16 protein-coding genes are annotated in these 13,492 nt (G+C 47.2%); 15 read left to right on the plus strand and 1 reads right to left on the minus strand.

The features are described 5' to 3' along the window. From Q0605_RS05685 to Q0605_RS05725, 9 genes are all read left to right on the plus strand, one after another. Positions 1-960: 4Fe-4S binding protein (locus tag Q0605_RS05685; RefSeq protein ID WP_298705017.1), on the plus strand; the 960-nt coding region annotated here is incomplete at its 5' end. Further along, on the plus strand, positions 960-1,829 hold the full coding sequence (locus tag Q0605_RS05690; RefSeq protein ID WP_298705019.1) for a molecular chaperone TorD family protein: 870 nt from the start codon (positions 960-962) through the stop codon (positions 1,827-1,829). The genes Q0605_RS05685 and Q0605_RS05690, both read left to right, overlap by 1 nt. A 252-nt stretch (positions 1,830-2,081) precedes the next feature. Beyond that, positions 2,082-2,279, plus strand: coding sequence for a twin-arginine translocation signal domain-containing protein (locus Q0605_RS05695; RefSeq protein WP_297882827.1), 198 nt, complete (start codon positions 2,082-2,084; stop codon positions 2,277-2,279). Between the two features lie 10 nt (positions 2,280-2,289). Further along, positions 2,290-5,211 carry a formate dehydrogenase subunit alpha gene (locus tag Q0605_RS05700; protein ID WP_298705022.1) on the plus strand — a complete coding sequence of 974 codons (2,922 nt, stop codon included), beginning with the start codon at positions 2,290-2,292 and terminating at the stop codon, positions 5,209-5,211. A gap of 9 nt (positions 5,212-5,220) precedes the next feature. After that, entirely contained in the window at positions 5,221-5,778 is a 558-nt protein-coding gene (gene fdh3B, locus Q0605_RS05705; protein ID WP_297902700.1) for a formate dehydrogenase FDH3 subunit beta, read from the plus strand. Between the two features lie 238 nt (positions 5,779-6,016). Further along, the gene (locus Q0605_RS05710) at positions 6,017-6,634 is read left to right on the plus strand and encodes a hypothetical protein (protein WP_177387092.1); all 618 of its coding nucleotides are present in this window, start codon (positions 6,017-6,019) and stop codon (positions 6,632-6,634) included. Further along, complete coding sequence (locus Q0605_RS05715) at positions 6,631-7,545, plus strand: hypothetical protein (RefSeq protein WP_298705024.1); 915 nt, start codon at positions 6,631-6,633, stop codon at positions 7,543-7,545. The genes Q0605_RS05710 and Q0605_RS05715 overlap by 4 nt, the downstream gene beginning before the upstream one ends. A 10-nt stretch (positions 7,546-7,555) precedes the next feature. Further along, positions 7,556-8,185, plus strand: coding sequence for a LysE/ArgO family amino acid transporter (locus tag Q0605_RS05720; protein WP_298705026.1), 630 nt, complete (start codon positions 7,556-7,558; stop codon positions 8,183-8,185). Between the two features lie 42 nt (positions 8,186-8,227). Further along, entirely contained in the window at positions 8,228-8,713 is a 486-nt protein-coding gene (locus Q0605_RS05725; RefSeq protein ID WP_298705028.1) for a hypothetical protein, read from the plus strand. Positions 8,714-9,011: 298 nt separating this feature from the next. Here the strand turns inward: Q0605_RS05725 and Q0605_RS05730 are convergent, their stop codons facing one another. Further along, the gene (locus tag Q0605_RS05730) at positions 9,012-9,971 is read right to left on the minus strand and encodes an SLAC1 anion channel family protein (RefSeq protein ID WP_298705030.1); all 960 of its coding nucleotides are present in this window, start codon (positions 9,969-9,971) and stop codon (positions 9,012-9,014) included. Positions 9,972-10,139: 168 nt separating this feature from the next. Here Q0605_RS05730 and Q0605_RS05735 point away from each other — a divergent pair, with 168 nt between their 5' ends. From Q0605_RS05735 to Q0605_RS05760, 6 genes are all read left to right on the plus strand, one after another. Continuing rightward, positions 10,140-10,775, plus strand: coding sequence for a Crp/Fnr family transcriptional regulator (locus tag Q0605_RS05735; RefSeq protein ID WP_298705031.1), 636 nt, complete (start codon positions 10,140-10,142; stop codon positions 10,773-10,775). A 65-nt stretch (positions 10,776-10,840) separates the two neighbouring features. Continuing rightward, a complete protein-coding gene (locus Q0605_RS05740; RefSeq protein WP_298705034.1) occupies positions 10,841-12,094 on the plus strand; it encodes an FAD/NAD(P)-binding oxidoreductase in 1,254 nt (417 codons plus the stop codon). After that, positions 12,055-12,195, plus strand: coding sequence for a hypothetical protein (locus tag Q0605_RS05745; RefSeq protein ID WP_298705036.1), 141 nt, complete (start codon positions 12,055-12,057; stop codon positions 12,193-12,195). The genes Q0605_RS05740 and Q0605_RS05745 overlap by 40 nt, the downstream gene beginning before the upstream one ends. Before the next feature lie 10 nt (positions 12,196-12,205). Next, the gene (locus tag Q0605_RS05750; protein WP_002949192.1) at positions 12,206-12,418 is read left to right on the plus strand and encodes a DUF2892 domain-containing protein; all 213 of its coding nucleotides are present in this window, start codon (positions 12,206-12,208) and stop codon (positions 12,416-12,418) included. Continuing rightward, entirely contained in the window at positions 12,412-12,585 is a 174-nt protein-coding gene (locus Q0605_RS05755) for a DUF2892 domain-containing protein (protein ID WP_298020612.1), read from the plus strand. The genes Q0605_RS05750 and Q0605_RS05755 overlap by 7 nt, the downstream gene beginning before the upstream one ends. A 368-nt stretch (positions 12,586-12,953) precedes the next feature. Then, positions 12,954-13,492, plus strand: a 539-nt coding sequence (locus Q0605_RS05760; protein ID WP_298705038.1) for a saccharopine dehydrogenase NADP-binding domain-containing protein, incomplete at its 3' end; no start/stop codon positions are given.

Consider the following 13,492-nt stretch of genomic DNA (forward strand, 5'->3'; position numbering starts at 1 on the left):
TGCATCGGTTGCGGCGCGTGCGTGAGCGTCTGCCCTAGCGGCGCGCTGAAATTTGCCAAGCTGCCCCGAAGCGTATTTGGCGAGATCGCAAAGCTCTATGCAGGCAAAATTCCGCTTCTCATCGCAGAGAGCGAAATCGCATCCGCACCCGCAGCGCAGCTTCCGTGCGGCGTGTTACCGTTTGGAATTTTTGGAAGCAAGCAAATAGATGAGGTAAATTTGCTAAGCGCTATGCAAGAAAGTGGCTCGAGTGTGATCGTTTACGGCGCAGACGTGGGCGAGAGCACGCGCGAGGCGGTGGAGCTTATCAATGGAATTTCTCGCGCGATCTACGGCAAGGACGCGGTATTTTTAGCGCGAAATTTAGCCGAGCTGCAAGAGGCGCTAAAGCAGGCGCAAAGCGCGCAGCCGTGGGGGCTTTCGATAAACGAGCATGGCCTTAGCAAGAAAGAAATTTTTTCCAAACGCGTAAGCGCAATGGTTGGCGAGGGCAGCTTCGGCGCCGTAAAAAGCGGAGAGTTGCTAAAATTTGGCAAAGTAAACATAAACGAAGCAAGCTGCACGCTATGCCTTAGCTGCGTGGGCGCCTGTAATACCGGCGCGCTGTATGCCGACAACAGCGACAATTCAATTAAGCTCAATGCCTCGCTTTGCACGACGTGCAACTACTGCGTGCTAAGCTGCGCCGAAAAGGATACGATCGAGCTTAAGCCTTGCGGCGTGGAGCTTGAGCCGGGATTTTTTAATTACAAAATGCTAGCCAAAGACGAGCTTTTTAAATGTATCGAATGCGGTAAGGAATTTGCGACGAGTAAAGCCGTGATGAAGATCGCGGATATGATGGGCGCGCATTTTGCAAACGAGCCTGAAAAGATGAAGACTCTTTTTTGCTGCGGCGATTGCAAGGCGAAAATAATGATAAAAAAACAGATAGAAGATGCTAGAAAAGGGGCGATGTAATGGATGCAAATTTAATCAAAGCAAGAAGCTACTACTACGAATTTTTTGCAATTCCGTTTTTTTTCTATGAAACGGATGCGAAATTTAAGCGTTGGAAGGAGCAGCTGGAGTTTTTACGTAGCTCGCCCATTGTGCCTAGCGATGAGGTGGAATTTCAAAATTTGGCGCAATTCGATTTTGCAGCGTTTAAAAGCGAGCAAAATTCCGTGCTTTTTGATTTTTCATACGCCAACGTGCCGATGAGTGCGAGCTTCTACGACGAGGGACGCGACGATGGGCGTATGCGTGTCGCGGTAATCGACGTGCTAAAAAAGAGTAAATTTCGCCGTAATATGGAGCTTTGCAAGGAGTGCGAGGATTATGTGGGATTTATTTTTTACCTGCATTCGACTCTGCTGCGCGACGCGGCTGCAAAACACAGCGCGGTTTTAAACGGACAAAATTCCGTGGCAAACGAGCAAAATTTTACGAATAGCGCGAGCTTGACGGCACAAGACGGAAAAAATTCTGTAGATTCGCATGGCAGTAAAAATTTTATAGGCCCGCAGGATGGTAAAAATACTGCGAGCGTGCAATGCGCTAAAAATTTCGTCGGCGCGCAAGACGGCGAAGCGCTGGCGTTAGAGCTTTTTACGAATGTCACCAACAGCTTTGCGGATGAGTTTAGCGAGCTTTTGTGCGGGCATGTGCGGGCGGATTTTTTCAAATCATTAGGCGCACTAATGAGAAGCTTTTTTGCGCTTGAGCGCTCGCTTTTAGCGCTTGCCGCTCCGCAAAAGAAAGATCGCAGCGTCGTTAAAGAAGCGATCAAAAAAGGCGGCTATCAAAATAAATTTACCAATCCGGAAGATATTTTTGATCTGGATTGATAAATAAAATTTTTAACCAAAATCTTAACGCAAAAGCAGAATTTCGGTTAAATTTTAAACTCGCAAACTCTAGTTTTGCGAGTAGTTTTTTAGTTAGAACTTTATATTTTGAATTTTAAATAAAATTTAAAAAGTAACTTAAAATTTAATTTCCATCTCACTGCCTTTTCGTTATAATTCATTAGACTTAAATCTTGTAACAGGCGTTACTACAATAAAAGATTTAAAGCGATTTCTTCACAAAGGAAAACCATGGAGAACAAACGCAGAGATTTTCTTAAAAAATCTCTAAAAATCGGCGCAGTAGGTGCCGTGGGCATTGCCGCATCTCAGGCTCTAGCGAAAAGCGAGCAGGACTATGGCGATACCGTTCGTGGCAAATCGCCGAAAAAAGAGGTGCTTTACTGGGAAAGTGAAGCGTGGAAAAAATACTATAAAGTAGCTTACTAGGAGAATTTTCATGAGTGAGAATGCGATCGGAAGGAGATCGTTTTTGAAACTCGCCGCTTTAGGAGCGAGCAGTGTAGCTGCGTTTGGCGAAAATAATACGCTAAGAGCCGCTACTGAGCAAGAGATCAAAAACCCATTTCCAGGTTCCGTTATGAAGCGAACGATATGTTCGATCTGTTCCGTAGGCTGCGGTATTGAGGCTCAAGTGGATGAGAGCACCAATACCTGGATTCGCCAAGATATGGCAGTAGATCACCCGATCTCGCAGGGCAGTCACTGCTGTAAGGGAATCGATCAAATCGATCTAACCAAATCTAAAATGCGTCTTAAATATCCGCTCAAAAAGGTTGGCGGTAAATGGGAGCGCATAAGTTGGGAGCAAGCCGTTAACGAAATCGGCGATAAAATGCTTCAAGTTCGCAAAGAGGACGGTCCAGATAGCGTAGTGTTTTTGGGCTCGGCTAAATTTTGCAACGAGCAGGCATATTATTTTAGAAAATTTGCAGCCTTTTGGGGTACAAACAGCAACGACCACGTAGCCAGAATTTGACATAGCGCAACAGTCGCCGGTGTGGCGAATACTTGGGGTTATGGAGCTATGACAAATCACGTAGGCGATATGGCGAAAAATTCTAAAATGATCCTTTTTATAGGTGCGAATTCCGCGGTTGCAAATCCCGTAGGAGCTATGAAGCACGCTCTTCAAGCTCGCGATAGAAACGGCGCAAAAATCGTCGTCGTCGATCCAAATTTTACTAGAACTGCGGCTAAGGCCGATATGTATATTAGAATTCGTCCGGGAACCGATATAGCGTTTGTGTACGGAATGCTGCATCTAATCTTCAAAAACGGCTGGGAAGATAAGGAGCTAATAAAAACCAGAACCTACGCCGTAGATGAGATCAAGGCGGAAGCTGAGAAGTGGGATCCTAAAGAGGTAGCCAATGTCACCGGCTGCAAAGAAGAGGAACTGATAGAATTTACGAGGATGTTCGCTACCACAAAGCCCGCTACTTTGTGCTGGGCTCTAGGCATTACACAGCACTCGATCGGAAGTTCTAATACTAGAATTTTGGCTCTTTTGCAGCTCATACTAGGCAATATGGGCAAGCCGGGCGGCGGCTGCAACATCCTTAGAGGCCATGATAATGTTCAGGGCGCTACCGATATGTGCAATCTCTCCGATAGCTTACCTGCGTATTACGGGCTAGCCGATAACGCTTGGAAGCACTTCTGCAAAGGTTGGGGCGTAGATTATGAGCAGTTTATTAAAAGATTTGCCGTCTCTACTAAGCAGCCGCACGAAAAGCAGGGTGAAAAAGTGCCTGGTACGAATTTTACCGAGTATTTTCACTACGATCCGAGCATCGAGCAAGATGTGATAAACTGGCGCAACGAAAAGGGCTTTTCGCTATCTAAATGGTGGCAGGGCGTTTTGAAAAACGAGCCCGTTTTAAGTAGTGGCAATGTCCGCGTTCTTTGGGTGCAGGGCACAGGAATTACTTCTATGGCTCACGTTCGCGAGACTCAAGAAGCATTAGGTAAGATCGATATGCTGGTAGTCGCCGAGCCATTTTTAAACGAAGTGGCGATTCTAAACGATAGACCGGATGGAATTTATGTTTTGCCGGTAGCTACGCAGTTTGAAAGCGAAGGTCATCTAAGCGCTACAAACCGTAGCGGTCAGTGGAGAACTCAGATCGTTAAGCCGCTATTTGAGAGCAAAGAGGATCAAGAAGTAATGTTTTTATTCGCGAAAAAATTCGGCTTTTACGACGAATACGTTCGCGGCATGAAGATGGGCATCGTTGACGGTGAGCTTAAGCAGGTTAAAGACGATTTTGTTTGGCCGGACGACGCTACCGACGAGATCGCACGCAATACTCAAAGTATTGGCAATAACGGTCGTACCGCAGCTAGATTTCGCAGACAACAGAAAAATTGGCATCTATTTGATCCCGATACTTTGCGCGGCATAGGCGGAGAAGTAGAGGGCGAATATTACGGGCTTCCATGGCCTTGCTGGGATACGCAACACCCGGGCACGCCGATTCTTTACGACGTAACTAAGCCTTATGCCGACGGAGGTATGGGATTTAGAAACCGCTTCGGCTTAGAGCACGACGGCGTTTCGCAGCTAGCCGACGAGAGCATTACACTTCCGGGATCAAAAATTCAAGGCGGACACGCGGAGATTACCAAGGCAAATATCGAACAGGTTTTAGGTATCACGCTAAGCGAGGAAGAAAAAGCCAAGATGGGACCTACGTGGAGTACCGATTATAGCGGTATCATCGCTAAAAAATGCCGCGAGTTTGGAATTTGTCCTTGCGGAAACGCAAGAGCCAGAGCCAAGGTTTGGCAGTTTGCGGATCAAATTCCAAAGCACCGCGAACCGATCCACTCGCCTAGATGGGATTTAGTGGAGAAATATCCGACCTTTGCGGATCAAAAACGAAATTTCCGCGTCTTTACGAGATTTATCTCCGAGCAGAAAAAGCAGGATTGGAGCAAGGATTTCCCTACTATCGTAAGCTCGTTAAGGCTTGTAAATTTAAGCGGTGCGGGCATGATTGAGCGCACGAGCAAGTATCTTTCAGCGATTACTCCGGAGATGTTTGCGCACGTAAATCCTAAGCTTGCCGCTGATAAAGGTATCAAAGATGGTGAGATGATGTGGATCCATTCGCCGCAAGGCACTAAGATTAAAGTCAAGTGCATCTATTCGCACGCCGTAACGCCTGATCGTATTGTTATGCCGTATAACTTCGCGGGAATTTTCCAGGGCGAGGATCTAAGCGACCGCTATCCTGAGGGCACTAAGCCATATATCAGAGGCGAGAGCTCAAATACGATTACGAACTACGGCTTTGACATAAATACGCAAATTTCGGAATTTAACGCCGGTCTTTGCAGACTAGAAAGAGCATAAGGAGATAAAATGCCGGCAAGATTAAAATTTTACGTCGATGTCGAGCGTTGCATCGCTTGCTATGGTTGCCAGGTAGCCTGCAGCTCGGCGCACGAGGTTCCCGTGCAGATCAATAGGCGCAAGGTTATCACTTTAAACGAGGGCATAGAGGGGCAGGAGGTTTCAAGCTCTATCGCTTGCCAACACTGCACCGACGCACCTTGTGCGCAGGTTTGCCCGGTTCAATGCTTCTATATCAGAACCGACGGCGTCGTTTTACACGACAAAGATAAATGTATCGGCTGTGGATATTGCCTCTACGCGTGTCCGTTCGGCGCTCCGCAATTCCCTAGAGACGGAGCTTTCGGTATTAAAGGTGCGATGGATAAGTGTACTATGTGCGCGGGTGGACCGGAGCCTACGTTTTCGCACGAGGAACTGCATAAATACGGTCAGAACCGCATCGCAGAGGGCAAGGTTCCGATGTGTGCGGCGATCTGTTGCACGAACGCTCTAATCGTGGGCGACGCGAGCAGAGTTTCGGATGTTTATCGCAAGCGCGTACTTACGCGCGGCGTGAGCCTATAAGATTGTGGAATTTTAAACGCCTACGATTTAAAATTCCGCCTCTTTTACAGAAATTTCAACCGAGCGGCGGCTTTAAATTTAGCGGTCGCTCGGCGCAAAATTTTATTTAAAAATTCCACTCTTGCCCATTCGCCGTTAGATTATTTCAAAAAATCGCCTCTTGCTGACATTAAAATTTTAAATTTATGCTACAATCACTCAAATTTAGGATTTGAAATCTTAAGCGAAAGGATCCGTCTTGAAAAATAAAATTTCACTTTTTTTGGTCATTTCGGCGTTTTTGATTTTTACAGGTTGCTCTAAAAACGTTCCCGTAAATAGCGGTATCGTGCGCACTTCCGAGCCGCTTCACATTATGGAATTTCCGCAAGATAAACTCATAAGCGTAAATTTCACCAATACCTCGACGACGGATTCGAATTTAACCCAAGTAGTGATCCAGCATCTGCGTGCGGACGGATTTAAGGTCGTAAATAAAAGTGCGGCGAATGTCCAAATCGGCGGCAATCTCAACTATTTCCGCAAGGCGGATTTTTCGCGCAGATCGTGGGATAATCCGAGATTTAGCTTCGGTATGGGATTTGGCAGATATTACAGATATACGGGCGTGGGCGTGGGCTGGGGGATGCCCTTCGGTTATGATCCTTGGGACGACGACGATTATTACAGAGATTATTTCTACGACTCGCAGATTAGCCTTTACATAAGCGTCAAAAACAAGGGTGCGTGGAAGGATTACGTAACGAATCTCAACTACCAAAGCATCAAAAATCCGGGCTCTAAAGACTCGGTAATGGATGCGCTAAATTTTAAAATTTACGAATATATAAGACAACTGATTAAGCAGGGAAGATGATAGTAAAAGAGAATAAAAAGCCCGTAGCTATGACGCTGGCGGGATCGGCGATTTTGGCGCTCGCTAGCGGATATTGCTACCACGCGGGCTTTGGCGGCGCGGCGCTTTTTGCTTCCGTAGTCGCGGCGCTTTGCGCGTTTTTTTGCGCGCTCAGACTCGGCGCTAAAAATTATTTGCAGATCGGCGAGGACGCCCTGACGATCGTGCGCGGCGCAAATTCCGAGAGCTTCGAATACAAAGATATCGCAAATTTAGGCACCAAAACCTTCGTCGCGGGCAGAAACAAAACGGAGCTTTTAAATTTTGTATTCAAAAAAACGCCGCAGGCGCAGGACCGCTTTAACTTTTTACGATTTTACAGCGACACGGAGGCCACGCTACCGGGCTCGTTTGAAATTTCGATCTACGAGCTGAGTAAAATTTTGCGAGAAAAAGCGGGTCTTTCGCAAAGCTCTGAGGAAGAACAAACCGCTCCAAAAACTCGCAAAGGCGCCAAGGACTCTAAAAAAAGCGCGAGTAGCGGTAAAAATTTTAAAGCTAAAAACCTCCGCGATGAAAATTCTACTTCGCACAATTCCTGCGACGCACAAAATTTAGGTGAAAATTTAGGCACCGAGAATTTCGGCGTGGCGCAGGATTTTGCCGCGCAAAGTTCTAATAGCGCCGCCGATTCAAACAGCGCGCAGAATTTGAAGGGCGCTTCAAATTTAAACGAACAAAGCTCCGCCGCGCCGAATGGTGCCGCTTCTTCAAATAGCGCTAGCGCGGGCGAAAATTTCATAGGCGCCGAGAATTCTGCGCTTAAAATTCTCGCGGGCGATAATGAGCTTGACGCTGCGTCCGAAAGTACGGCAGCGGCTGACTCTGATGCCGAGATGCAAAGCTCCGCCTGCGAAAGTAAAAACAAGTAGAGGCGCGGTCTTGAACTCCTTGCCGATCGGAATTTTCTTGCAAGGAACCGCGCTGATGCTCTCGCTCATCGTCGCGATCGGTGCGCAAAACATCTTCGTCATCTCCCAAGGTCTTGCAAAAAACCACGTCGCGGCGGTTTGCATGGTCTGCGCGCTAAGCGATGCCGTATTTACGGGTATAGGTATATTTTTAATCGGCGGTGCCCTTAAGCAAGGCTCGCTTCTTACCCAAATTTTAGGCATAGGCGGGATCATATTTCTGCTCTGCTACGCGCTAAGCTCGTTTTTTAGCGCCTATAAAGGCTCGCATTTTGCCAAGATCCAAAACTCGGCAAATAGCCCGCTAGCGCCCATCGTAGCCAAAGCTCTTGCGGTGACGCTTCTAAATCCGCACGTGTATTTAGACACCGTCGTGGTCGTGGGTTCGCTCGGCGCTACGATCGCAGATGCCCAAAAGCCGTGGTTTTACGCGGGAGTTATGTTTGTATCGTTTGCGTGGTTTTTCGGCTTGGGCTACGGCTCGCGGGCGCTTTCGAAGCTTTTTGCAAGCAGCAGAGCATGGCGTATAATCGACGCGCTGGTGGGAGTTTTGATGCTGTATATGGCGTATCTGATCGCGAAGTTTGTCTTTAAAATTTAAAATTTCACGCTAAAATTCCGCATTCTTGATAAAGGATCTATGATGAAAATTGAAATTGAAAGCGGGCTCGAACTAAAAGAGGCCTTGTGGCGCGTAGAGAAAGCTCTGCGACTAGTGACCGACAAGGACGGCAAAATCACATCGAGCGCGACGCTTTACGTGGGCAAACATTCGTTTTTAAATTTACTCGATACCAACCAGATCGAAAATATCCAAAACGCCTATGCGCGTGCCAGGACGGAATTTCGCGCGGAGATGCTGGGCGTACTGGAGAGCTTTTTATCCCAAGAAGATCCCGAGAAAGGCGCCGAATACGCGCTATTTAATCAGCTCTACCAGATGGCGATGACCGCGGGCAGAAAGAGCGATATCTTTATCCACGTCCAAGGCATCAGCGAAAATGAGGTCGTGCTGCGCGTCTATCAGCGCTTCGAGCTTGACGACGGCGTGATAATCTACTACGCAGGCGGCGAGTTTAGCTACACTCTGGATGAAAATTTCGGCAAAATTTATCGCTACGAAATTTGATTTTAGCGGTGCGGCGTGAGATCAGGTGCCTCTTCGATCGTAAATATTACGTCCGCATTATGCCTCTTTGCTGCAAGGCGCATAAATTTAGACGCTCAAAACACAAGGCAAGTTTAAATTTAGGCAAACTTTCTACAACGATAGAATTCCGCTCGGTTAAATTTATCGTAATTCCAAATTTAAAGCTACATGTAAATTTTTATCCTTCGATACGCAAATTTTACCCTACTGCCCGCCTGCCTTCGAGTTTGCCTTGTTTTGCGTTCGTCAAAATTTTAAGTCGAGCTCGCATGAAATTTTACTCCTCAGGCATGCAAATTTCGCCGCGCCGCATCGCTTTTACCGTATGAAAGCCCACGATACCTATAAAAACGCATAGGATGGCAAAACCCGCCGCTCCCGCAAACAAGAAAAATTTGATCCCGTTAAACTCAAACGCTCGCAAAAACGCGATGCTAGCCGCAGCCGTCGGGAAGGTAAACGCCCACCACGAGAGGAAAAATTTAAGCCGCAAAAAGCTTTTAAACATAAAAAGGATGAGAAGCGCGAAAAATAGCGTGATGTAGAGCATGATCTTCGCCGTGACGTCAAAGCTGCCGGTGAGCTTGACGTAGTCCAAAAACGCCATCGCAGGCGGCGCGATCACGATAAAAAGCGTCGGGATAAATTTCTGCGGCATCTGATCGTGAAAGATGATGCGGTAAAACAAAACCGCAAAAAGTACGAGCCAAAAAAATATCCCGATCGCAAAGTAATACCACGCAAGCTCGCTCGCGGCGGGCGCTGCTAGCGGGACGAAGAGATTGCCCACGATCGGGATGAACCACGCTGGGTTTGAGTGCGCGATCTGGACGTTATTTTTGATCCAAAAAGACACGACGTGCAGCGTGATAAAGGTCTGAAACGCTACGCCCACGCAAAAAAGCGCGTCGTAAACTGGCGCGAATTCCCGCCAGAGCGAGGCTACTAGCAGCGTGCCGATCGAAAATGCGGCGAAAAAATTTACGCGCACCGGATGGAAAAACTCCGCCTTGCAAGCCCCTGGGTATTTTATCAGCTTTGCCGCGTAACAAGCGCAGATGAGCGCGTACGCTAGGCTAGCCGCGCCGCGTAAAATCTCAAAAACCGCGCCTGAGATATCAAAGATCAAATTTAGCCGCTCATATGCGAGAGCTAGTCCGCCAAGCCCCATAACTACGGTGTAAAACATGATCGGAAAGTGCTGCAGCCAGCTTGGTTTTTCATCCTGCGTTTTCATAATTTTTCCTTGTTTTTTCTAAATTTTACCCCAATTTTAGCGCAATTTCGGTGAGTTAGTCACAAAATAAATCAATGCTTAAAATATTTTGTAGCTAAATTTTATCACCGTGCTTTTACGTAAAAGAAAATATAATTAAGAAAAGCCAAATTTAACCAAGGAGTGCGTATGTTGGGAGACGAGCTAAAAGATACGCTAAAGCAACGGTTTACGTCTAAATTTACGCTTAGTGCGCAGGATGAAGAGGCAGTGTTAAAAAGCGCGACGCTAAAAAGCTTTAAAAAGGGTGAGAGGATATACCCAAAAGACAGCTGCCTTGGCTACGCGATAATCATAAGCGGACGCGCTCGCGGGCTGGTTAGCACGAGTAATTTTAAAGAGATCACCGTCTTTAACCTACAAGACGGTGATAGCTGCATGCTGTGCGGCTTTTGCTCGCTAGGAGCGCTACAAGCGGAGATAAATTTGCAAATCGAAGATGACGTGCGGATGATTTTGATACCAAGAGAGATCTTTAAGAGGCTACGCGAAAACTATCCGCAGGTGGCAAATCACGCGCTAGAGCTCATGGCGACGCGATTTAGCTCGGCGATAACCGTTATGGATCAGACGCTGTTTTTGCCACTAACTAGGCGAATAATAAATTTCCTCGAGCAAAACGGCGCGAAAAACGGGCTAAAGATCACGCACGAACAGATCGCAAACGACATCGCTAGCGCGAGAGAGGCGGTATCAAGAGCGCTAAAAGAGATGCAGAAAAAGGGGCTCGTCGAGCTAAAACGCGGAGTCGTGACATTAAGGTGACTTTGTTACATATTTAAATTTTAAAATGCGCTATGATTTAACAATAACTTCTAAAAGGAGCTTTTATGCAAAGCATCGACAGAAGAGGCGTCTTGAAAATTTTAGGCGCGGCGGGGCTAGCGGCGGCGGGAGTCGCAGGGGCTAGCAAGCTAAATGCGGGAGAAAATGCGGACATCCGCGCAAATATCCTAATAATCGGCAGCGGTCTAGGCGGCATCAGCCTAGCGGCGAAATTACGACGAGATATGCCAAACGCCGAACTAACTGTCCTTGATAAGGACGAGTACTTCTACTATCAGCCCGGCTTTACGCTCATCGCAGCCGGTCACTATCTGCCCGAAGACATAACCTACGAAAAATCAAATTTGATCCCAGACGGCGTAAAATGGATAAAACAAAATGCCGCATCCATAGATCCGGCGGCAAATTCCGTCAAGCTAGAGGACGGGTCAAATTTGAACTACGACTACCTCGTGATAGCTAGCGGAGCGGAGTATGAGTTTGAGAGCGTAAAAGGACTTAGCGCCGACGATATCGGTAGCGACAACGTTACTTCTATCTACACGATCCCAGGCGCCGTTGCTATGTCTAGCATAATGAAAAAAGTCGGCAAAGAAGGCGGCAAGATAGTCTTTAGCGACAACAAAACACCGATGAAGTGTTCGGGCGCAAATAAAAAAGTAACGCTGCTAACCGAAGATATGGCGCGAAATTTAGGCAACAGAGACAAGCTTGATATCTCGATATACTCGGGTGCTCGGACTATATTTTCCGCTCCTGTTTATGCTAAAATGATAGAAGGGATGCTAGAGGAGCGAGACGTGAAGTATTTTACCTCGCATCAGCTGGTTGAGGTGGATAAAAGTGCTAATATAGCGGTATTTGAGCACGCTATGCCGTACCGCGAAAACGGCGAAAATAAACTCGCTAAAGAGCTAGTCGAAGTAAAATTTGACTACCTACACCTAGTGCCTCGCGTGAAGGCTTCTAAAATCTACGCCGATGCAGGGCTAAGCGTAGAAAAGGGTGATGTGGCAGGCAACTGGATTAGCCTCACGCGCGAGACGCTGCAACACTCGAAATTTAAAAATATATTCGCTATCGGCGACGTTTGCGGATTTCCCGCCGGTAAAACCGGAGCTAGTATACGCAAGATGTATCCAGTGCTGGCGCAAAATTTAGCCGACGTCATAAAAGGACGCGAACCGAGTGCTAGATACGGCGGCTACACCGCCTGCCCGCTACTAACGAAATTCAGCAGAGCGGCAAGGCGGTTATGGTGGAGTTTAACTGGACGGGCAAGCCCGAGCCTACGATAGCGTGCATGGGCGCGACTCGCGAGAGCTACCTAAACTGGGCGATGAAGCTATATATGATGAAGCCGATGGTCATGCAAGGCATGATAAGAGGTCTAGCATAAAGGAGAGAAAATGCAAAACGTCGGGATTTTAGATAAAACTATCCGCCTAGTAATCGCTGCGGTTTGGATATACGCATTTGGGTTCGTCTGCGAGTGCTGGCTATGGCTGGTCGGACTCGTGCCGCTACTGACAGCTGTTTACGGTTATTGTCCTCTTTATAAATTTTTTGGTATAAATACGTGTAAAAAATGTAAAAACAAAGAAAGGAAAACGCAATGCTAAGTAAAAAAACTAGGATAATAAGAGCTCTGATCGGACTAGCGATAATGATCGCGGGAGTGGTGTTTAACAGCTGGTGGGGGCTGGTCGGACTCGTGCCCTTTATCGTGGGCGTCACGGGATTTTGTCCCGCTTGCTACTTTTTAAACCGCTGTTCGCTAAAGCGTTAAATTTAGCCGCGGTATGCGGTTTGCTGCGCGCCGAGGCAAGAGGCACGATAAATTTAGCGGCGAAGTGAGGGGTTTTAAATTTTAAATTCTCCATGCTTCGCCGCGGGATGTTAAATTTAAACTAGCCCTTTAAAGCTTAAAATTTTATCGCGCGATACAAGGCGGTAAATTTAATCTCATGCCGCCGTCAATCGGCATGCCGCTATCCGCGTAAATTTTAACGCCGTGCTGCTTTCGATGTTCTTGTTAGGGTGGGTTTATATCCTGCGCCTGCACAACCAAACTCTATGATTAATCGCACTCACCTCTTAAAATTCATCTTAAATTTGCTAAAATTGCAGCAAAATTTAAAATTTAAAGGAGCCAAAATGTCAAATATCTTAATCATAGGCGCGGGCGGCGTGAGCCAAGTCGCGACCGTAAAATGCGCGATGAACGCGGACGTTTTTACAAAAATCACATTAGCAAGCCGCACCAAAAGCAAGTGCGACGCGATCGCTAAGTTTATCAAAGACCGCCTAGGCGTGCAGATCGATACCGCCCAAATCGACGCGGACGACACCGATGCGGTCGTAAATTTAATCAAAAAAACAGGCGCCGAGCTACTACTAAACGTCGCGCTACCGTACCAGGACCTAACGCTGATGGACGCGTGCTCTCGCGCCGGTATCCCATACATCGACACTGCAAACTACGAGCACCCCGACACCGCCAAATTTGAATACAAGCTGCAGTGGGCGAAGGACGGCGAGTTTAAAGCCGCAAACACGATGGCGCTGCTGGGAAGCGGCTTTGATCCGGGCGTGACTAACGTATTTTGCGCCTACGCACAGCAAAATTTATTTGACGAGATCGGCGAGATCGTCGGAAATTGGTTATTATTCCCCAAACGCTTAATAACACTCCT

The sequence above is a fragment of the uncultured Campylobacter sp. genome (assembly GCF_938017705.1).
In the GTDB taxonomy this organism is placed as follows: domain Bacteria; phylum Campylobacterota; class Campylobacteria; order Campylobacterales; family Campylobacteraceae; genus Campylobacter_B.